Source organism: Pseudomonas sp. LBUM1678 (assembly GCF_059695575.1).
In genome coordinates this window covers 6,760,320-6,778,990 of the sequence record NZ_CP166775.1, presented here as the reverse complement: position 1 = coordinate 6,778,990, position 18,671 = coordinate 6,760,320, and the positions used below count along the sequence as shown (strand labels likewise).

Here is an 18,671-nt window from a genome sequence, read left to right as displayed (position 1 = left end):
ACTAACTTTTTAGAACTGCACATCAAGTTTGTAGTCATCTAGGGTGAAGACCATCTGATTATGGGCTCAAGACGGCTGTTTTGAGCGCCGTGGGTTATATGAAAAGGCTATTAAATCGATAGCCAGCTATTTTTCAAGGATGGTCTACCCTCACATCAGACGTCTGAAACAAGGGGGATTTTCCATGCTCGCGCAACTTCCACCGGCCTTACAGAATCTGCAGTTACCGCTACGCCTGCGACTCTGGGACGGCCATGAATTCAATCTGGGGCCGACGCCCAGCGTCACTATTGTGGTCAAGGACCCACAAATGGTTTCCCAGTTCACCCATCCAAGCCTGGATGCGCTTGGAGCGGCGTTCGTCGAAGGTAAACTTGAGCTCGAAGGCTCCATCAGCGACGTGATACGCATCTGTGATGAGTGGAGCCAGAAATTGCTCGGTGACCAAGACAGTCAGCCAGTGCGCACCGCCCACGACAAGGAAACCGACGCGAAGGCGATTTCCTACCACTACGATCTTTCCAATGAGTTTTATCAGCTGTGGCTCGATAGCGACATGGCGTATTCCTGTGCCTATTTCGAGACCGGCAGCGAAACGCTGGAGCAAGCCCAACAAGCGAAATTCCGCCACCTGTGTCGCAAGCTGCGGCTGCAACCAGGTGAATACTTGCTGGACGTCGGGTGCGGTTGGGGTGGGCTGGCCCGGTTTGCGGCTCGTGAGTTCGGTGCGAAAGTGTTCGGAATTACCCTCAGTAAAGAGCAGTTGGCCTTGGCCCGTGAAAGGGTGAGCGCCGAAGGCCTGGACGATCTGGTCGAGCTGCAACTGCTCGACTATCGCGATCTCCCTCAGGACGGGCGTTTCGACAAAGTGGTCAGCGTTGGCATGTTCGAACACGTTGGCCACGCCAACCTGGCCGAGTACTGCAAAACCTTGTTCGGCGCGGTGAAAGAGGGCGGCCTGGTGATGAACCACGGCATTACCGCCAAGCACACTGATGGCCGTCCAGTGGGACGCGGTGTCGGTAATTTCATCGAGAAGTATGTGTTCCCCAACGGCGAGTTGCCGCACCTGTCGATGATCTCCGCCGAGATCAGCGAAGCCGGGCTGGAGATCGTCGACGTCGAGAGTCTGCGCCTGCACTACGCGCGTACCCTGGATCATTGGAGCGAACGCCTTGAGGACAATCTGGAAGCGGCTTCCAGACTGGTTCCGGAACAGGCGCTGCGGATCTGGCGGTTGTACCTGGCAGGATGCGCTTATGCGTTCGCCAGAGGCTGGATCAATCTGCACCAGATCCTCGCGGTAAAGGCCCACGCCGATGGCAGCCATGAACTGCCATGGACGCGAGACGACATCTACCTTTAGAGAATCGGTGAAATAAGCCGGGCGATCCGCATGCCGACCTGTTGCAGGCGGCGGGTCTCCCGGCTTTCTTCCTTGGCGATCTCGTGGGCCTGGGCGAAGTCATCGTTGAGCATTTGCTCCACCTCGGCGGCAAACGCGCTGTCGACGGTCAGCAGCATCACTTCGAAATTGAGCCGGAACGAACGGTTATCCATATTGGCGCTGCCGATGGCGCTGATTTCGCTGTCGATCAACACCACTTTCTGATGCAGGAACCCCGGCTGGTACCGGAACACTCGCACGCCTGCGCGCACGGCTTCGAAGGCATAGAGGCTCGAGGCGGCGTAGACGATTCGGTGGTCCGGTCGTGAGGGCAGCAGCAGCCGCACATCCACGCCGCGCAGAACCGCCAGTCTCAATGCCGCAAACACTGCTTCGTCGGGGATGAAGTAGGGGCTGGTGATCCATACCCGCTCTGTCGCCGCATGGATGGCTTCTACGAAGAACAATGAACAGGTTTCGTAGGAATCGGCCGGGCCGCTGGCAAGTAATTGGCAGAGCACACCGTCGTCCGGATACACGTCCGGCAGAATCAGCGGTGGCAACGATCGCGCGGCCCAGAACCAGTCTTCGGCAAACGATTCCTGCATGCAGGCAACCACCGGGCCGCGTACGCGGACGTGGGTGTCGCGCCAGGGCGCCAATGGTGGTTTTTCGCCCATGTATTCGTCGCCGACGTTGTGCCCGCCGACGAAGCCCAGAATCCCATCGACCACGACGATCTTGCGGTGATTACGGAAGTTGACCTGGAAGCGGTTGAGCCAGCCGCTGCGGGTGGCGAAAGCTTTGACCTCGACGCCGGCATCACGCAACGGTTGCACGTAACTGTGGGGCAGGGAATGGCTGCCGATGCGGTCGTACAGCAAGTGGATCGCCACGCCTTCGGCGGCTTTCTTCAGCAGCAGGCTTTGCAGGCGTTGGCCGAGGCGGTCGTCGTGAATGATGAAGAATTGAATCAGCACCGCTTCCTTCGCGTTGTCGATGGCGTCGAAAATCGCGTCGAAGGTGGCTTGGCCGTTGATCAGCAAGCTCACTTCGTTGTTTGCCAGGCAGGGCATGCGTCCCAGTTTCGGCATCGCTCTCAGGGACGCGTAAGCGTTGGAGGCGCGTGCAGTCAGTGCCTCTACTACCCAAGGGCGCCAGTTGAACTCTGAGATTGCCTTGCGCATCTCTTCGTTGGCCTGGCGCCGCGCCTTGATGTAACCATCGAAAGTGCTGCGGCCGAAGACCAGATATGGAATGAGCGTGAGGTAAGGCATGAAGATCAACGACAGGGCCCAGGCGATAGATCCCTGAGCGGTGCGGACGGTGAGCACAGCGTGGATGGCTGCCATCAGGCCCAGCGTATGAAGCAGTGCAATCATGTAGCCGAAAATGTGCGGTCCAAAGTAATCCATGGGGCAGCCTTGCTCCTGAAGATTCAATGCTTAACAGACCATGTTCCGTGCAGAATGTCGCTATTTAATTGGCCCATGAACTGAAGCCAATGGCTGACGTCTAACGGCCACTACTGATCAGGAGTTACTCGATGAACGTTCGTCTGCTGGGTTTGGCCGTGGCTTTTGGTTTGGCACTACCTGTGGCCGCTCAGGCACAGATGCTGCAGCCGGGTTTGTGGGAATTGACCACCAGCAACATGAAGGTCGATGACCAGAACCTGCCGGACTTGCAGTTGATCCTCGGCCAGTTACAGGGCCAGATGACCCCGGAACAGCGCGCGCAGCTGGAGAAGCAGGGCATCACCATGGGCGGAAAGGGGATTCGGGCGTGTCTGACTCCAGAGCAAGTGAAGTCAGACAATATTCCGCTGACGGATCCGCAATCGGGCTGCAAACAGGAAATCACTGACCGCAGCGGCAATCAGTGGAAATTCCGTTTCAGCTGTCCGAAAGCGCAGGGTGCGGGTGTCGCCACCTTCCTCAGTGATCGTGAGTTCACCACCAAGGTCAACGGCACGTTCAACGCGACCGGCATCCAGCAGAAGGGGAGCCTCGATACCCGCGCGGTTTGGTTGGGTCAGGATTGCGGGACCGTTAAGCCACGGGCCTAAAAACTTCGCTAGCAGGCTAGCTCCCACAGGGATGGTGTATATCCTGTGGGAGCTAGCCTGCTAGCGATGGCGTAGCTTCAGACACCCGAAATGCCAGTCGACCTCAACCAGGCACACACCGCATCAACGTCCATCCTGCCGAAATCCTCTCCGGTGCGGCTCCGCACACTGACAAACCCGCCCGCTTTTTCTTTCTCCCCGATCACCACCAGATACGGCACTTGCTGACTATGCTCGCGGATCTTGTGGCGGACTTTCTCGTTGCGCAGATCCGCGCGAGCGCGCACGCCGCTTCGGCGCAAGGCCTCAGTCACCGACTGTGCGTAATCCGCCTGACGATCATCCATGCTGACGATGATCACGTGCGGCGGTGCCCGCCAGTCTTCCAGTTCCTCTTGGCAGGACCAGCACGTGCCATAGATCCGCTGTGGCGCGGTGCCGCTGATGTGATCGAGCGCGAACGCCTGCAACACTCGGGTTGCCGGGACATGCGGGCCCGCTGAGACACACTCGAAGCCCCCAAGGACGTAGGGCAATAACTTCTCCCCGAGCGTCGATCCGGATAACGGTTTGCGGCGCCGGATCGAATGGTTGGTTGCCGCCAGGGTCTTCATGCGTGCTTCGATGCCAGCAAGATCGACCAGGTTTAAAGGACGCTCATACGCAAACTCATAAAAGAAGCCGTCACCCAACGCCGATCCGGTCTGCAATTGCGCTTTTGGATAGAGCTGCTTAATAGCCACCGCCAGCATCAATGCGCAGGAACGTCGCAAGATCTCCAGCCCATCGGGCTCTTGAGGCGTGACGATGCTGACGCGGGCATCGGCCTCGATCATGAACTCACAGTCCACCAGAACGCCGTCCACTCGGCCGGCGACGGCCGCTTTGGCCAGCCCGGCGCCGATGCTCGCGGCGAACTCAAACACCGACAACGGTTGGTCGTATTCACGCAATGAACCATCGCTCAGGGTGATGTGAATCATGTCGGTGCTCTCGAGTGCTTATAAACGCGCGTTAGCGCATAAACCGTAGGGGTAAACCCTGGCAGTTGTCATTAAGACGTTTGTCGTGCCAGGCAATTTGCCCCGATACGATCGTTGTGCTGACGCTGTGGCGAAAACGTTTGCGGGCAAAGGGCGTCCAGCCGCATTGCGACAGGACCGGTTGCCTGGATACGGCAACGCCTTCGGGCTCGGGTTTGATCAGCACGAGGTCGGCCCAGTAGCCTTCGCGCAGATAACCGCGGTCGGGAATAGCGAACAGATCAGCCACACGGTGACTGGTCTTGGCCACGAGGGTAGTTATCGGCAGCACTTCATCAAGCACGAGTTCCAGCAGCGCGGGAAGCGCGTGTTGCACCAATGGCAAACCCGAAGGGGTCTGGGGATAGGGCCGTTGTTTTTCCGCCCAGGTGTGCGGCGCGTGATCGCTGCCGATGACGTCCAGTCGATTACTCAGCAAGGCATGACGCAAGGCATCACGATCCACTTGGCTCTTGATTGCCGGATTGCATTTGATCAGGTTACCGAGGCTTGGGTAATCCCGATCATCGAACAGCAAATGATGCAGGCAGACTTCAGCGGTAATGTGTTTTTGCGTCAGCGGTTTGTCTTCGAACAGCGCCAGTTCCCGCGCAGTGGTCAAATGCAAGACATGCAGTCGGGTGCCTTGCCGCTTGGCCAGGTCCACGGCCATCGAGGAGGAGCGAAAGCACGCTTCGGCGTCGCGAATCTGTGGGTGGACGGCGGCGGGGATGTATTCCCCAAAACGCTCAAGCACCTGCGCGGCATTGGCTTCGATGCTCGGCGTGTGTTCGCAATGGGCCAGCAGAATGGTCGGCACCTCGGCGAACAATCGTTCAAGCGTCTGCGGATCGTCCACCAGCATGTTGCCGGTCGAGGCGCCCATGAATACTTTCACGCCGGCCACTTCGCAGGGATTGAGCGCCGCAACGGTGTCGAGGTTGTCGTTGCTCACGCCGAAGTGAAAGCCGTAGTTGGCGACGGAATTGATCGCCGCTCTACGCTTTTTGTCAGCGAGTGCCGGGAGGGTCAGGGTGGCCGGGTTTGTGTTGGGCATGTCCATGAAACTGGTGATGCCGCCGGCCACAGCCGCCCGCGATTCGGTGTAGAAGCTCCCCTTTTCCGGCGCCCCGGGGTCTCGAAAATGAACTTGGTCGTCGATCATTCCGGGCATTAGCCACTGCCCTTGTGCGTCGATTTCGACGTCGGCATTTTCCCCGTCGATGCTGCTGGCTATCTTCACGATCCGGCCGTTACTCACCAGCAGATCGCCATCGAATTCCCGACCTTCATTCACCAATCTGGCATTGCGAATCAGCACGCTGTTCATGGTCAAAACTCGTTCTGCAGGGCTTTGTAGCCGCGCACCAGATCGACGTTGGTGCGCGCCACGTCCTCGGAAAATTCCGAGGCGCTGACGCTCACTGGTGGGAACTGCGAGAGGTCGGTGTTGGGACCGATGCGGGTGGTGGAGGGCACGTAGAAGTCTTCGGGCAAGTCACGACCGTCGACCACCGAGTTGTGCCGCACCACGCAGCCATCGCCGACCGCGCAGTTGAACAACACGCTGTTGAAACCGATGAACACCCGGTCGCCAACCGTGCACGGGCCATGAACGATGGAGCGGTGAGCGATCGAACTGAACTTGCCAATGGTCACCGCCGCGCCGGACTTGGAATGGATCACCACGCCATCCTGAATGTTCGAATTGGCGCCGATGGTGATCGGCTCCATCTCGCCTGACGCATCCACTTCGTCAGCCCGAATGACTGCGTAGGGACCGACGAATACGTTTTCGCCGATCACCACTTTGCCGCAGATGATTGCAGTTTTATCCACGTACGCAGACTCCGCAATCAGTGGCAAATCGCCTGATGGATTCTTCCGGATCATGGCTTGCTCAACGCGTCGTAGAGGGTGTTGAGGTTGTATTCAAACAGACCGGCAAAGGTACTCGCCGGACCGCTTGCGGCCAGTGCATCGGAGTACAGCGTGCCGCCGATGTGAGCGCCGCTTTCGTCGGCGATCTGCTTGAGCAGACGCGCATCCTTGATGTTTTCCATGAACACCGCTTTCACCTTGGCCTGGCGAATCTGGGTAATCAGCGCGGCGACTTCGGCGGCTGAAGGTTCGCGTTCAGTGGACAGGCCTTGCGGCGCCATGAAGTCGATGCCGTAGGCCTGGCCCAGATAACCGAACGCATCATGGGAGGTGACGATCTTGCGGTTGCCCGGAGGCAACGAACCGAGCTTGACCTTGGCTTCGGCAAGCAGTGCGTAGATCTGTTTCAGGTAGGCCTGACTGTTGCGTTCGTAGTCGGCTTTATTCGCCGGGTCGGCGGCGATCAGCGCCTTGGTGATGTTGCTGATGTACAGCTCGGTGTTGGCCAGGTTATGCCAGGCGTGAGGGTCGGGCACGGTTTCGCCGTCTTCATCCAGAGAGCGCGGGATGACACCGTGGCTCGCGCTGATGACCGGGGCTTTGGTCTCGGTGCTGGTCACCAGACGGTCCAGCCAGGGTTCGAAACCCAAACCGTTCTTGATGATGAGTCTGGCCTTGAGCAAGGCTTTGGCATCGTCCGGTGTCGGCTCGTACGTGTGGGCGTCAGCGTCGGGACCGACCATGTTGGTGATCTGGATATGGTCGCCGCCAACCTGATGGGTCATGTCGGCGAGGATGCTGAAACTGGTGACTACCTGAAGTTTTTCCGCAGCAGACAGCGACATCGACAGCATTAAACTGAACAGCACGAGTAGAGCGCGCATCGGAAAACACCTCATTGGGATGTGAGCAAAGGCGGGCGGCGCAGCAAGCCGTGCACCGGACCGAACACCACGGACAGCAGATAAAATCCGCCCGCCACTAGTACGATCGCCGGCCCGCTTGGCAGCGAGTAGTAAAACGACAGCAACAAACCGAGCCACACCGAGAGGCAGCCGAGCAGGGCGGCGATCGCGATCAATACGGGCAAGCGGCGACTCCAGAAACGCGACGCGGCGGCGGGCAACATCATCAAACCGACCACCATCAATGCACCGATGGCCTGGAAACCGATCACCAGGTTCAGCACCACCAGGGTCAGAAACACGCCGTGCGCCAACGGACCGAGGCGGCTGACGGTTTGCAGAAAAAGCGGGTCGAGGGTGTCCAGCAACAACGGTTTGTAGATCGCCGCCATGGCGATCAGGCTGAAGCCGGAGACCCACAGCATGCCTGTCAGCGTCGGCCCATCGACTGCCAGTGCCGAGCCGAATAACAGGTGAAGCAGGTCCAGACGTTTGCCGGCGATGCCGAGGATCAGCACGCCGCTGGCGAGGGAAATCGGGTAGATCGCGGCGAGGCTTGCGTCTTCGCGCAACCCCGTCCGGCGGGTGATCCAGGCCGCGAGTCCGGCCATGCTCAGACCTGCGCCGAGTCCGCCGACGGTCAGTGCCGGGAGACTCAAACCGGCGAACCAGAACCCGAGCGCTGCGCCAGGCAGGATGCCGTGAGCCACCGCGTCGCCGATCAGGCTCATGCGGCGAAGGATCAGAAACACGCCCAGCGGAGCGGTGCTGCAGGCCAGGACCAATCCGCCCAGGAGTGCCCGGCGCATGAACACGAACTCGTGGAACGGTTGCCAAAGATGAGCGGCAGCGAGCATCAGGCCACCTGCGTTTGCGGTTGTTGGTGGATCAGCTCGGTACTCGGTCCAAGGACGCAGCCGCTGCTTTTGATCAGCAAGCTTTGAGGAATGTGTTGGCGAACCGCGGCGAGGTCATGACACACGACCACCAGGGTTCGACCTTCGGCGTGCCAGGCGTGAAGGTGCTTCCAGAGCAGCGCCTGACCGAGTTCGTCGAGCGCGGCGTGGGGTTCGTCGAGCAACAGCAGCGGCGCTTCGGCGAGGCTCAAACGGGCGAGCAGGGCGCGCTGCAATTCACCGCCGGAGAGGGCCATCAACGGGCGCTGCTCCAAGCCCGTCAGGCACCAGTTTTCCAGTACGGCTTTGAGTCGTTGGCTGCGTAGCTCTGGTGACTGTTTGCTGCCCCAGAAACCGGCGGCTACCAGGTCTTGGAGGCTGATGGGGAACTGCCGATCCAGGTGTTGTTGCTGGGGGAGAAAGGAAAGCGAGCCCTTGCGTGGAACATCGAGGATGATTTTTCCAGTCAGTGGTTTTTGTAGCCCTGCGATGACTTTCAGCAGGCTGCTTTTACCCGAGCCATTGGCCCCGATCACGGCAGTCAGACTTCCTTTGGGCAATTCGAAATCCACGGGCGGCGTGAGCGGTTGACCGGGTGCACCCCAGCGCAAAGCGTGGCTACGGATCATGCAGACACCCAGTTCCATCGGCTTTCGGCGACGGCATCGTGGGCGTGGAGGCTTTCGGCATGGACGACTCGTATGTGGAAGGCGTTGATACCGGGGGAGCGTTTCAGGGCCAGATTCAAGCGGCGGGCGGCGTCCTCGCAGAACATCAAATTCTGACCATTGGCCAGGGCGAAGGCTTGTTCATCGGCGCGCTTTACGGCGGTTTGCACGGCGGTCCCGAGCGCTGCTTCGGCGTCGTTGATGAACGCAATCAGCGGCAGGTCATCCAGATAATCGTCCAGTCTTAACTTTAAAAGTGCGTTGCTGCGTTGGCTGTGAGGTGTCGCAACGATGCCTTTTGTAGAGCCGAGCCACGCTAAAACATCTGCGTGTTGCAGGGACTTGTTGGCGAAGTCGTCGACGAATTGTTGCTGAATCAACTGCCGGGAAAGTGCTGCTGAACAGGGGCAGGTTGAGGAATAAGGAACGTCGATTTTTAGTTCCACGTGGAACATCGCGTTTTTCAAACGCGCTTCGATGCTCACTGAATAGGTTTTCCAGCCAGCCAATGGGCTGATCAGCGCCGGCCTTTTGAGCAGTAAATCAGTATCAATTTTCAAGTAAGCGCTATGGGACAGTCCTTCATGACTGTCGAGAAAGCTTTGCAAAACTCGCCGCAGCAGGGCGGGTGTCAGGTTTTCCCGCTCAAGCATTTCCAGCGCCAAATACAGCCGGGACATGTGAATGCCACGCGCTTCTCCATCATCGAGGCTCACACCTGCGTCAGCCTTTGCGCTCAGCCGTTGGCCATCGAATAAAACAGGAAGAGCAATGCCGCACATGCCCACCCATTCGAGCGGCAGGGCTTGGCGTGATGCCTGCGCGGCGATATCCGGCAGAGTCAGCGCATTCATGAGCAGGTCCATCGTGAGAGTTGATATCGCATGTTATGTTATTACATTAAAATCGACTACGCCTTTTTCACGAGCGGCTTTCAAAATGCATAGACGTCACTTGCTCAACTGGTTGCTGGCCAGCGCGGCCTTCGCTTTACCCTTTGGTGTTTCGGCCACGCAAATTCGCAACGCGCGGCTCTGGCGTTCGGATGACAAGCTACGTCTGGTGTTCGATTTGAGCGGGCCGGTGCAGTACAAGACCTTTTCACTGAGCGCTCCCGAGCGGCTGATCATCGATCTGAGTGGTGCCAGCCTCAGCGGCGACTTCAGCCAGTTGGCGCTCGGCAATACGGTTATCCGCTCGATCCGCTCCGGGCATTTTGGCCAGGGCGATACGCGGATCGTCCTCGACCTCAGCGCCCCGGTGCAGCTCAACAGCTTTCTCTTGCCGCCGCAGGATGGCCAAGGCGATCGGCTGGTGCTCGATCTGAAGTCGGCAGCGCCTTTGCAACTCGCAGTGGCGCCCCTGGCGAGCGTCGACAAGACTCACCCCAAGCGCGACATCATCGTGGTGGTCGACCCGGGTCACGGCGGCAAAGACCCCGGCGCGGTGGGCGCCAAAGGGGAGCGAGAGAAAGACGTCGTCCTGTCCATTGCCCAGCTATTGGCCAAGCGGTTGAAACGTGAGAAGGGCTTCGACGTGAAACTGGTGCGCAACGACGATTTCTTCGTTCCGTTACGCAAACGTGTCGAGATTGCCCGCAAACACAACGCCGATATGTTCATCTCGGTGCACGCAGACGCGGCGCCGCGTCTCACCGCTTCAGGCGCGTCGGTGTATTGCTTGTCCGAGGGCGGCGCCACCTCGGCCACGGCGCGTTTCATGGCGCAACGTGAAAACGGCGCAGACCTGCTGGGCGCCACCAGTTTGCTCAACCTCAAGGACAAGGACCCGATGCTCGCCGGGGTGATTCTCGACATGTCGATGAACGCCACCATCGCCGCAAGCTTGCAATTGGGCAGCACCGTCCTCAGCAGCCTCGCGGGTATTACCACGCTGCATCAAAAGCGCGTGGAACAAGCGGGATTCGCAGTGCTGAAGTCGCCGGACGTGCCGTCGATCCTGGTGGAAACCGGCTTCATGTCCAACGCCCGCGACAGCCAGCGGCTGGTGACCGCGCGCCATCAGCAGGCAGTGGCTGACGGATTATTCGACGGATTGCAGCGCTATTTTCAGAAGAACCCGCCGCTCAACAGCTACATCGCCTGGCAACAGCAGCAGAAAAAAGTGCAGGCCTAGCAGCCGGTAATCCGGCTGCAGGTGAATTTTGCGCTGCTGCCGCCGGAACTGGAGAACCGGTTGATCGTGGTCCAGCCAACCCGGCGGTTGTAGCCAACCCAAGCCTCGCCGTCGGAGGCGATACCGGTGAAGAAGGTGAGTTGTCCGTAGCGGCTGTTGGTCTGCGCCCAATAGCGTTTGCCCGCCATTTCGAAACCACGCAAATAGATCGTGCTGCCGACCGTGTTGACGCTATAGGCATTGCCGTCGGCATCCGCGCAGGCGAGCAGATTGGCGCTTCGGGTGCATCTGGCCAGGGTCGGGATTTGCGCCCAGGCGTCTACGGCGATTAACAGCGAAAAGCTCATCAGCGCTGATTTCAGGGCAATACGCATGGGATTTCTCACGGACCAGACGGGTTTCAGCATCGTGACCTTTGATGCCGTGGGCAAGAGCGGGCTGGCTTGATTGCATCGTTATGCTATAACATTTAAATCAGCCCGGCACTGCGATCGGGCATCTCTGTGAGGAATTCCTGATGCCCAATCGTCTCCCCGTGACCGTCTTGTCGGGCTTTCTCGGTGCCGGTAAAAGCACGTTGCTCAACTATGTGCTGCGTAACCGCGAGAACCTGCGAGTCGCGGTAATCGTCAACGATATGAGCGAGATCAACATCGATGGCAGCGAAGTCCAGCGCGATGTCAGCCTGAACCGCGCCGAAGAAAAACTCGTGGAGATGAGCAATGGCTGCATTTGCTGCACCTTGCGCGAAGACTTGCTCGAAGAAGTCAGCAAACTCGCCAGAGATGGGCGTTTCGATTACCTGTTGATCGAATCCACCGGCATCTCCGAGCCATTGCCCGTGGCGGAAACCTTCACCTTCCGTGATGAAGAAGGGCAGAGCCTGGCCGACATCGCGCGGCTCGACACGATGGTCACGGTGGTCGATGGCATGAACTTCCTGCTCGATTATCAGGCCGCCGAAAGCCTCGCTTCCCGCGGTGAAACATTGGGCGAGGAGGACGAACGCTCCATCACCGATCTGTTGATCGAGCAGATCGAATTTGCCGACGTGATCCTCATCAGCAAGATCGATTTGATCAGCAGCAGCGAGCGCCAGGAACTGATCGCGATCCTTGAGCGCCTCAACGCTCAGGCGGAAATCATTCCGATGGTCATGGGCGAAGTCCCCTTGGCGAAAATCCTCAATACCGGCCGTTTCGACTTTGAGAAGGCTGCCCAGGCGCCGGGCTGGTTGCAGGAATTACGCGGTGAACACGTGCCGGAAACCGATGAATACGGCATCGCCTCGACGGCCTACCGAGCCCGCCGACCGTTTCATCCACAGCGTTTTTTCAGCTTCATCGATCGGCCGTGGGTGAACGGCAAACTGCTGCGCTCCAAAGGTTTTTTCTGGCTGGCCAGCAAGCACATGGACGCCGGTAGCTGGTCCCAGGCCGGCGGCTTGATGCGCCACGGTTTCGCCGGGCGCTGGTGGCGCTTCGTGCCGAAAACCCAGTGGCCTCAGGACGAAGAAAGCACGGCCGGGATCATGGAAAACTGGACCGCTGCCACCGGCGATTGCCGCCAGGAACTGGTGTTCATAGGCCAGAACATCGACTTCGCGCAACTCACCGCCGAGCTCGAAAATTGCCTGCTGAGTGATGATGAAATGGCCTTGGGTGCCGAGGGCTGGCGCTTGCTGCCAGATCCGTTCGGCCCTTGGCATGAAGAGGTCGCCGCCTGATGTTGGCGCCCCGTCTGAAGCGGCGGCCGATCGTTCATCAGGTTCTAGGTGAAACGCCGCAAACCCTGACTCGAATCCTTGATGACGGGGTAAACCTCGCCGTCTGGCAGCGCCAGCTCCCGGCGCACATTGATGATTTCGGGCGCTTGCTGCTGTCCCTGAACGAACCGCTGGCCGAGTCGCTGGTCCTGGAGTTGCCCAGCGATGACGCCGAACCCGATCTGCATGGATTGGCCTCAGTATTCAGCGATCTCGAAGGGTATGCCGGTTTTGTTGCCGACGTGTCCTGGCTGGTCAGTGCGTTCGCCTGTCTGTTGGGCGCCAAGCGCATCGGCCTGCGCGTGCGGGTTCTGGACAAGGCCATGTGCCCACGCTTTCATGTCGATCATGTGCCGGTGCGTTTAATCACCACCTACGCCGGAGCTGGTAGTCAGTGGTTGAAAGAAGGGGTGATGGATCGCCGGCAACTGGGCAGTCCTGCGGCCAAACCCACAGAAAATTCGCTGATCGAGCAAGTCGCCAGCGGCGAAGTGGCGCTGCTCAAAGGCGAGAAATGGCACGGCAACGAAGGTTTCGGCCTGATCCACCGTTCGCCGCAACCTGCGCCGGGTGAGCGCCGTTTGATTCTGACTCTGGATTGGCTGGGTTAAGGTTTGAGCCAGTTGCCCTGACTCTGGCCTTCGCAAAACGGCTTCAGATACGCTGCATCGGTCGCCACGCCGTAATAGTGAATATCCTGCCGGTAAGGCATATTGGCGACTTGGGCGTTGCTGCACACACCGAACGCGCCGGTGGGGCATTGGTCGACGTATTGCACTTCGACTTTCTGCCCGGGCAGGTTCGGTTGGCAGAAGCCGTCGGCGAAGAGCTTTTCCGGGATGTTGCGGTTCTGCTGGCAGACTTTCACGTCGAGTCGCTCGGCCATGCTATGTACCACGCAAGCCTGGGCCAGCGCCTCACCGGAACACAGCGCCAAGAGCAACGACAATCCCGTCAACCGCATCCATTACCCCCTCAGAAAACATCGACCATGTTGCAGAACATTCCCACTCACGTCATTGCCGGCCCATTGGGCGCGGGCAAGACCAGTTTGATCAAGCATCTGCTGGCGCAGCGGCCAGCGAACGAGCGTTGGGCGGTGCTGATCAACGAGTTCGGCCAGATCGGCCTCGATGCCGCGCTGCTGACCCAGGACGCCGATGGTATCGCATTGGGGGAAGTGGCCGGAGGCTGTTTGTGTTGCGTGAATGGTGCGCCGTTTCAGATCGGCCTCGGGCGTTTGCTGCGCAAGGCGCGACCGGATCGGCTGTTCATCGAACCCTCTGGATTGGGTCACCCGGCGCAGTTGCTGCGGCAATTGAGTGAGGCACCGTGGCAAGGTGTACTGGAAGTACAGCCTTGTGTGCTGGTTTTGGATGCCCAGGCACTCGCCGCTGGAAAGCCACTGCCGGAGGCGCAACAGGAGGCGTTGAGCAGCGCTGGTTTGTTGGTACTGAACAAGGCGCAAGGTATCGAGGACATTGATCGCCAGTGCATCGCTGCGCAGCTGCCTTCTCGTCCTTTGTACTGGACGCAGCAAGCGCTCTTGCCGTTGAGCGAACTACCGGGGCTTGGCGCTCAAGCGGTGGCGGGTGTGGATAACTTCGTCATGCCCAAGGGGTTGGCGCAGATGCCGGCCATCTGGGCCGATCCTGCGCTGCCGATTTGCCTGAGTCAGGCGCAGGAGGGCGACTGGAGCATCGGCTGGCGTTGGCATCCGACTCAGACTTTCGATGTGGCGCGCGTTGGCCAGTGGCTTGAAAGCCTCGCCTGGCGGCGGGCGAAGCTGGTTATCCACAGCGTCGACGGTTGGGTGTCGGCGAATGCGCTGGATAACTCGGAACTGGAATGGCAGCCCAGCGAATGGCGCCAGGATTCGCGGATCGAGCTGATTTTCAGTGAACCGCAGGATGTTGATTCACTGCAAAGAGCGTTGGCCGACTGTCGGTCGGGTTAAGGACGCCACTTGGTGTGTTCTTGCCGCCATTGGCTCAGTTCGATCACTTCAGCGCGAGGCTTCACCACGTCGACCACCGCAGGCTCGTCGTCAAACGGCATCGGGTAGGGCGCCAGCTCGATCTGCGCACTGTGGGCGCCGAACTGGGTGATGGTGCCGTTGTGCCGAGTTTCGCCCGTCACGGTGAACTCGAAGTTATACACACGGGCCAGGCGCCGACGATCGTTGGCGTCTTTGATGAACGCGATCTTTTTCAACGCCACGTTGCCGTCCAGCAGCTCGATCCCGAGCTTGGTGCAATGCAGCTTGACCCGTTCCAGAGCGCGCTCGCGCAAGCCGTGGTTGTGCCACAGCCACGCGCCGCCCGTGGCGAGCAGCATCAGCACGAAGATATTTCCGAGGGTCAGCATCAACAGGTTGCTCCAACAAGATAGTGCCAGCTTAACTGCGTCGCCGGTCTGTCGTACAGGCCGTGTTTCGTCGCATACTGCGCGGCTCGAATTTCAATCGTTTGACGGAAAACACACCGCATGAAACGTACGCCCCATCTGCTCGCCATCCAGTCCCACGTGGTGTTCGGCCACGCTGGCAACAGTGCCGCGGTTTTTCCGATGCAGCGGGTCGGGGTGAATGTCTGGCCGCTTAACACCGTGCAATTCTCCAACCACACGCAGTACGGCCAGTGGACCGGTGAAGTGCTGGCACCGCATCAGATTCCCGAGCTGGTCGAAGGGATCGCGGCGATCGGAGAGCTGGGCAACTGCGATGCGGTGCTGTCCGGTTACCTCGGCAGTGCGGCCCAGGGCCGGGCGATCCTGGCCGGCGTGGCACGGATCAAGTCGATGAACCCCAAGGCGTTGTATTTGTGCGACCCGGTGATGGGCCATCCGGAGAAGGGTTGCAGCGTGCCGGCCGAAGTCAGCGATTTCCTGCTGGAAGAGGCCGCTTCGGTGGCGGACTTCATGTGCCCGAACCAACTGGAGCTGGACAGCTTCTCGGGGCGCAAGGCGCAGTCGTTGTTCGATTGCCTGGCGATGGCGCGTGCGCTGCTGGCTCGCGGGCCGAAGGCGGTGTTGGTCAAGCATCTGGCCTATCCCGGAAAACCGGCGGATGGCTTCGAGATGTTGCTTGTGACGGCTGAAGGCAGCTGGCACCTGCGTCGCCCGCTGTTGGCATTTCCGCGTCAACCGGTGGGCGTTGGCGACCTGACGTCGGGGCTGTTTCTGGCGCGTGTGCTGTTGGGCGACAGCCTGTTGGCGGCCTTCGAATTCACGGCGGCGGCGGTGCATGAAGTACTGCTGGAAACCCAGGCGTGTGCCAGCTACGAGCTGGAACTGGTGCGGGCTCAGGACCGGATTGCGCATCCGCGGGTGAAGTTTGAAGCGACTGCGATCAGCCTCTGATCTGCGTTGAACCATTTCGCGAGCAGGCTCGCTCCTACAGGGGATTTGTGAACTCCCCCGATCCAATGTGGGAGCGAGCCTGCTCGCGATGGCTATCTAAAGCACACCATCAAACAGACTGAGCTGCTCAGGCATCACCCTTGATTTCCTGATACCGCTTCTCCAGCTCCTGACGAATCTGCCGACGCTGCTGGGCCTGGATGAAGCGGCGCTTGTCTTCGCTGTTCTGCGGTTGCAGCGGCGGTACGGCAGCCGGTTTGCGGGCGTCATCCACCGCAACCATGGTGAAGAAGCAGCTGTTGGTGTGACGCACCGAGCGCTCGCGGATGTTCTCGGTCACCACCTTGATGCCCACTTCCATGGAAGTGTTGCCGGTGTAGTTGACCGAGGCCAGGAAGGTCACCAGCTCGCCGACATGGATCGGCTCGCGGAAAATCACCTGGTCCACCGACAGGGTCACCACGTAGCGGCCGGCGTAACGGCTGGCGCACGCGTAGGCCACTTCGTCGAGGTATTTGAGCAGGGTACCGCCGTGGACATTGCCAGAGAAGTTGGCCATGTCGGGGGTCATCAATACCGTCATCGACAGCTGGGCGTTTCCGGGTTCCATAGCGTTCTCACGGGTCAAGGCAGAATGTCGGAAGGGCGGCACCTCTGCGGGCGCCTGGTCGGTTTTTTACAAACCACCATTATCGGGACGCCGGGCGGATGGTCGCCGTCACGCCGGATCGATCTGTTTCCATATATTGCACCGTCTTTCTGGCGGAAGTCGCGGTGTTAACCTCCGAAAGTCCACCTTAAGGAGCCCCACACCATGCATGCCATCAGTTTTATTCAGGACCTGGCAGTGATCATGTTGGTCGCAGGTGTGGTGACCGTGCTTTTCCATCGCTTCAAGCAGCCGGTGGTGCTGGGTTATATCGTTGCCGGTTTCATCATCGGCCCGCACACGCCGCCGTTCAGCCTGATCCACGACGAAGAAACCATCAAGACGCTCGCAGAACTGGGGGTGATTTTCCTGATGTTCTGCCTGGGCCTCGAGTTCAGCCTGCGCAAGCTGTTCAAGGTCGGAGCAACAGCATTTATAGCGGCGTTCCTGGAAATCGTGCTGATGATCTGGATCGGCTACGAAATCGGCCAATGGTTCGACTGGAACACCATGGATTCATTGTTCCTCGGCGCGATCCTGGCGATTTCCTCCACCACCATCATCGTCAAGGCGCTCAACGACCTGAAGATGAAGAACGAGCGTTTTGCCCAGCTGATCTTCGGTGTGCTGATCGTCGAGGACATCCTCGGCATCGGCATCATTGCCTTGTTGTCGAGCATCGCGGTCAGCGGCACCGTCAGTTCCGGCGAAGTGTTTTCCACGGTGGGCAAGCTCTCGCTGTTCATGATCGTTGCACTGGTCATTGGTATCTTGCTGGTGCCGCGATTACTGGCTTACGTGGCGAAGTTCGAGAGCAACGAAATGTTGCTGATCACCGTGCTGGGCCTGTGTTTCGGCTTCTGTCTGCTGGTGGTCAAGCTCGAATACAGCATGGTCCTCGGCGCGTTCCTGATTGGGGCGATCATGGCCGAGTCGCGGCAATTACTGAAGATCGAGGGCCTGATCGAGCCGGTTCGCGACCTGTTCAGTGCAATCTTCTTTGTTGCCATCGGCTTGATGCTCGATCCAATGATCCTGCTGCAATACGCGTGGCCGATCGCGGTAATCACCGTGGCTGTTGTGCTCGGCAAAATGCTTTCTTGTGGTCTCGGGGCCTTTATCGCCGGCAATGACGGACGCACCTCACTGCGCGTGGGGATGGGGCTTTCGCAGATTGGCGAATTCTCCTTCATCATCGCCGCGCTGGGCATGACGCTGCAGGTCACCAGCAACTTTCTCTACCCGGTCGCCGTGGCGGTCTCGGTGATTACCACGTTGCTGACGCCGTATCTGATCCGCGCGGCTGATCCGCTGTCGATCAAGCTTGCCGCAGTGATGCCGCAGCGGCTGGCTCGAGTGTTGGGGATGTACGGCGAGTGGCTGCGCAGCATCCAGCCTCAGGGCGAGGGCGCATTGCTGGCGGCGATGATCCGCAAGATTCTGTTGCAGGTCGGGGTCAATCTGGCGTTGGTGATTGCGATCTTCTTTTCCGGCGCCTACTTCGCCAAACGCATGTCCGTTTACCTGCAAGACTGGATCAGTGATCCGAGCTGGCAGAAAGCGCTGATCTGGGGTGGGGCGTTGCTGTTGTCGCTGCCGTTCCTGATCGCCGCCTATCGCAAGCTTAAGGCGCTGTCGATGCTGTTGGCGGAGATGGGCGTGAAGCCGGAGATGGCGGGGCGCCACACACAGCGAGTGCGCCGGGTGATCGCCGAAGTGATCCCGATCCTCTCGCTGCTGGTGATCTTCCTGCTGCTGGCAGCCTTGTCGGCCAGTATTCTGCCGACCAACAAGTTGCTGGTACTGATCGCCGTGGTCGCCGCCACGGTGGCGGCACTGCTCTGGCGCTGGTTTATCCGGGTGCACACGCGGATGCAGGTGGCCTTGCTCGAAACCCTGGACAACCACAAGGAAACGTCCGGGCATTGACCACG

20 protein-coding genes are annotated in these 18,671 nt (G+C 59.5%); 8 read left to right on the top strand and 12 right to left on the bottom strand.

Annotated elements, in window-relative coordinates; translation table 11 throughout:
- Positions 1–184 precede the first annotated feature (184 nt).
- Positions 185–1,366 carry a C17 cyclopropane fatty acid synthase CfaB gene (cfaB, locus tag ACA070_RS30910; protein ID WP_497449543.1) on the top strand — a complete coding sequence of 394 codons (1,182 nt, stop codon included), beginning with the start codon at positions 185–187 and terminating at the stop codon, positions 1,364–1,366.
- Here the strand turns inward: cfaB and cls are convergent.
- Positions 1,363–2,802 (bottom strand): cardiolipin synthase, encoded by a 1,440-nt coding sequence (gene cls / locus ACA070_RS30905; RefSeq protein ID WP_497449542.1) that lies wholly within the window; start codon positions 2,800–2,802, stop codon positions 1,363–1,365. The two genes, cfaB and cls, sit on opposite strands and share 4 nt — an antisense overlap.
- A 131-nt stretch (positions 2,803–2,933) precedes the next feature.
- On the opposite strand from cls, the gene ACA070_RS30900 reads away from it, so the two are divergent.
- Positions 2,934–3,455 (top strand): DUF3617 domain-containing protein, encoded by a 522-nt coding sequence (locus ACA070_RS30900; RefSeq protein WP_497449541.1) that lies wholly within the window; start codon positions 2,934–2,936, stop codon positions 3,453–3,455.
- 77 nt (positions 3,456–3,532) lie between these two features.
- Here the strand turns inward: ACA070_RS30900 and ACA070_RS30895 are convergent, their stop codons facing one another.
- Genes ACA070_RS30895 through folE2 form a run of 7 tightly spaced genes read right to left on the bottom strand, consistent with a single transcriptional unit; the run spans position 3,533 to position 9,681 of the window.
- Positions 3,533–4,438 (bottom strand): His/Gly/Thr/Pro-type tRNA ligase C-terminal domain-containing protein, encoded by a 906-nt coding sequence (locus tag ACA070_RS30895; RefSeq protein WP_497449540.1) that lies wholly within the window; start codon positions 4,436–4,438, stop codon positions 3,533–3,535.
- A 31-nt stretch (positions 4,439–4,469) separates the two neighbouring features.
- Positions 4,470–5,807, bottom strand: a complete 1,338-nt coding sequence (locus ACA070_RS30890; RefSeq protein ID WP_497449539.1) for a dihydroorotase — start codon at positions 5,805–5,807, stop codon at positions 4,470–4,472.
- 2 nt (positions 5,808–5,809) lie between these two features.
- Complete coding sequence (locus ACA070_RS30885) at positions 5,810–6,370, bottom strand: gamma carbonic anhydrase family protein (protein ID WP_497449538.1); 561 nt, start codon at positions 6,368–6,370, stop codon at positions 5,810–5,812.
- Entirely contained in the window at positions 6,367–7,242 is an 876-nt protein-coding gene (locus tag ACA070_RS30880; RefSeq protein WP_497449537.1) for a metal ABC transporter substrate-binding protein, read from the bottom strand. The genes ACA070_RS30885 and ACA070_RS30880 overlap by 4 nt, the downstream gene beginning before the upstream one ends.
- An 11-nt stretch (positions 7,243–7,253) precedes the next feature.
- Positions 7,254–8,120, bottom strand: a complete 867-nt coding sequence (locus ACA070_RS30875) for a metal ABC transporter permease (protein WP_497449536.1) — start codon at positions 8,118–8,120, stop codon at positions 7,254–7,256.
- Positions 8,120–8,788 carry a metal ABC transporter ATP-binding protein gene (locus ACA070_RS30870; protein WP_497449535.1) on the bottom strand — a complete coding sequence of 223 codons (669 nt, stop codon included), beginning with the start codon at positions 8,786–8,788 and terminating at the stop codon, positions 8,120–8,122. Before ACA070_RS30870 ends, ACA070_RS30875 begins: the two co-directional genes overlap by 1 nt.
- Positions 8,785–9,681 carry a GTP cyclohydrolase FolE2 gene (gene folE2, locus ACA070_RS30865; protein WP_497449534.1) on the bottom strand — a complete coding sequence of 299 codons (897 nt, stop codon included), beginning with the start codon at positions 9,679–9,681 and terminating at the stop codon, positions 8,785–8,787. Before folE2 ends, ACA070_RS30870 begins: the two co-directional genes overlap by 4 nt.
- An 85-nt stretch (positions 9,682–9,766) precedes the next feature.
- Here folE2 and ACA070_RS30860 point away from each other — a divergent pair, with 85 nt between their 5' ends.
- Positions 9,767–10,963 (top strand): N-acetylmuramoyl-L-alanine amidase, encoded by a 1,197-nt coding sequence (locus ACA070_RS30860; RefSeq protein ID WP_497449533.1) that lies wholly within the window; start codon positions 9,767–9,769, stop codon positions 10,961–10,963.
- On the opposite strand, the gene ACA070_RS30855 is transcribed toward ACA070_RS30860, so the two are convergent.
- On the bottom strand, positions 10,960–11,337 hold the full coding sequence (locus ACA070_RS30855) for a glutamine synthetase (RefSeq protein WP_497449532.1): 378 nt from the start codon (positions 11,335–11,337) through the stop codon (positions 10,960–10,962). The genes ACA070_RS30860 and ACA070_RS30855 overlap by 4 nt on opposite strands.
- Positions 11,338–11,480: 143 nt before the next feature.
- Here ACA070_RS30855 and zigA point away from each other — a divergent pair, with 143 nt between their 5' ends.
- Positions 11,481–12,689: a zinc metallochaperone GTPase ZigA gene (zigA, locus tag ACA070_RS30850; protein WP_497449531.1), complete on the top strand. Its 1,209-nt coding sequence runs from the start codon at positions 11,481–11,483 to the stop codon at positions 12,687–12,689.
- Positions 12,689–13,339 carry a DUF1826 domain-containing protein gene (locus ACA070_RS30845; protein WP_497449530.1) on the top strand — a complete coding sequence of 217 codons (651 nt, stop codon included), beginning with the start codon at positions 12,689–12,691 and terminating at the stop codon, positions 13,337–13,339. The genes zigA and ACA070_RS30845 overlap by 1 nt, the downstream gene beginning before the upstream one ends.
- Here the strand turns inward: ACA070_RS30845 and ACA070_RS30840 are convergent.
- Entirely contained in the window at positions 13,336–13,692 is a 357-nt protein-coding gene (locus ACA070_RS30840) for an NADH:ubiquinone oxidoreductase (RefSeq protein ID WP_497449529.1), read from the bottom strand. The genes ACA070_RS30845 and ACA070_RS30840 overlap by 4 nt on opposite strands.
- 27 nt (positions 13,693–13,719) lie before the next feature.
- Here ACA070_RS30840 and ACA070_RS30835 point away from each other — a divergent pair, with 27 nt between their 5' ends.
- Positions 13,720–14,685 carry a CobW family GTP-binding protein gene (locus ACA070_RS30835; RefSeq protein WP_497449528.1) on the top strand — a complete coding sequence of 322 codons (966 nt, stop codon included), beginning with the start codon at positions 13,720–13,722 and terminating at the stop codon, positions 14,683–14,685.
- On the opposite strand, the gene ACA070_RS30830 is transcribed toward ACA070_RS30835, so the two are convergent.
- A complete protein-coding gene (locus tag ACA070_RS30830) occupies positions 14,682–15,095 on the bottom strand; it encodes a DUF3301 domain-containing protein (protein ID WP_497449527.1) in 414 nt (137 codons plus the stop codon). The genes ACA070_RS30835 and ACA070_RS30830 overlap by 4 nt on opposite strands.
- 120 nt (positions 15,096–15,215) lie before the next feature.
- Between ACA070_RS30830 and pdxY the strand changes: the two genes are divergently transcribed.
- Positions 15,216–16,088 carry a pyridoxal kinase PdxY gene (pdxY, locus tag ACA070_RS30825; RefSeq protein WP_497449526.1) on the top strand — a complete coding sequence of 291 codons (873 nt, stop codon included), beginning with the start codon at positions 15,216–15,218 and terminating at the stop codon, positions 16,086–16,088.
- A gap of 127 nt (positions 16,089–16,215) precedes the next feature.
- Here pdxY and ACA070_RS30820 read toward each other — a convergent pair whose 3' ends face one another.
- A complete protein-coding gene (locus ACA070_RS30820; protein WP_131058986.1) occupies positions 16,216–16,698 on the bottom strand; it encodes an acyl-CoA thioesterase in 483 nt (160 codons plus the stop codon).
- A 204-nt stretch (positions 16,699–16,902) separates the two neighbouring features.
- Between ACA070_RS30820 and ACA070_RS30815 the strand changes: the two genes are divergently transcribed.
- Positions 16,903–18,666: a cation:proton antiporter gene (locus ACA070_RS30815; RefSeq protein ID WP_497449525.1), complete on the top strand. Its 1,764-nt coding sequence runs from the start codon at positions 16,903–16,905 to the stop codon at positions 18,664–18,666.
- Positions 18,667–18,671: the final 5 nt, after the last annotated feature.

Bases quoted from the DNA above. Each gene is read 5' to 3' on its own strand.
- ACA070_RS30895 (WP_497449540.1), bottom strand. From the start codon at position 4,438: ATGATTCACATCACCCTGAGCGATGGTTCATTGCGTGAATACGACCAA.
- cls (WP_497449542.1), bottom strand. From the start codon at position 2,802: ATGGATTACTTTGGACCGCACATTTTCGGCTACATGATTGCACTGCTT.
- folE2 (WP_497449534.1), bottom strand. From the start codon at position 9,681: ATGAATGCGCTGACTCTGCCGGATATCGCCGCGCAGGCATCACGCCAA.
- ACA070_RS30820 (WP_131058986.1), bottom strand. From the start codon at position 16,698: ATGGAACCCGGAAACGCCCAGCTGTCGATGACGGTATTGATGACCCCC.
- zigA (WP_497449531.1), top strand. From the start codon at position 11,481: ATGCCCAATCGTCTCCCCGTGACCGTCTTGTCGGGCTTTCTCGGTGCC.
- ACA070_RS30885 (WP_497449538.1), bottom strand. From the start codon at position 6,370: ATGATCCGGAAGAATCCATCAGGCGATTTGCCACTGATTGCGGAGTCT.
- ACA070_RS30880 (WP_497449537.1), bottom strand. From the start codon at position 7,242: ATGCGCGCTCTACTCGTGCTGTTCAGTTTAATGCTGTCGATGTCGCTG.
- cfaB (WP_497449543.1), top strand. From the start codon at position 185: ATGCTCGCGCAACTTCCACCGGCCTTACAGAATCTGCAGTTACCGCTA.
- ACA070_RS30875 (WP_497449536.1), bottom strand. From the start codon at position 8,120: ATGCTCGCTGCCGCTCATCTTTGGCAACCGTTCCACGAGTTCGTGTTC.
- ACA070_RS30840 (WP_497449529.1), bottom strand. From the start codon at position 13,692: ATGCGGTTGACGGGATTGTCGTTGCTCTTGGCGCTGTGTTCCGGTGAG.
- ACA070_RS30855 (WP_497449532.1), bottom strand. From the start codon at position 11,337: ATGCGTATTGCCCTGAAATCAGCGCTGATGAGCTTTTCGCTGTTAATC.
- ACA070_RS30815 (WP_497449525.1), top strand. From the start codon at position 16,903: ATGCATGCCATCAGTTTTATTCAGGACCTGGCAGTGATCATGTTGGTC.
- ACA070_RS30890 (WP_497449539.1), bottom strand. From the start codon at position 5,807: ATGAACAGCGTGCTGATTCGCAATGCCAGATTGGTGAATGAAGGTCGG.
- ACA070_RS30830 (WP_497449527.1), bottom strand. From the start codon at position 15,095: ATGCTGACCCTCGGAAATATCTTCGTGCTGATGCTGCTCGCCACGGGC.
- ACA070_RS30870 (WP_497449535.1), bottom strand. From the start codon at position 8,788: ATGATCCGTAGCCACGCTTTGCGCTGGGGTGCACCCGGTCAACCGCTC.
- ACA070_RS30900 (WP_497449541.1), top strand. From the start codon at position 2,934: ATGAACGTTCGTCTGCTGGGTTTGGCCGTGGCTTTTGGTTTGGCACTA.
- ACA070_RS30845 (WP_497449530.1), top strand. From the start codon at position 12,689: ATGTTGGCGCCCCGTCTGAAGCGGCGGCCGATCGTTCATCAGGTTCTA.
- pdxY (WP_497449526.1), top strand. From the start codon at position 15,216: ATGAAACGTACGCCCCATCTGCTCGCCATCCAGTCCCACGTGGTGTTC.
- ACA070_RS30860 (WP_497449533.1), top strand. From the start codon at position 9,767: ATGCATAGACGTCACTTGCTCAACTGGTTGCTGGCCAGCGCGGCCTTC.
- ACA070_RS30835 (WP_497449528.1), top strand. From the start codon at position 13,720: ATGTTGCAGAACATTCCCACTCACGTCATTGCCGGCCCATTGGGCGCG.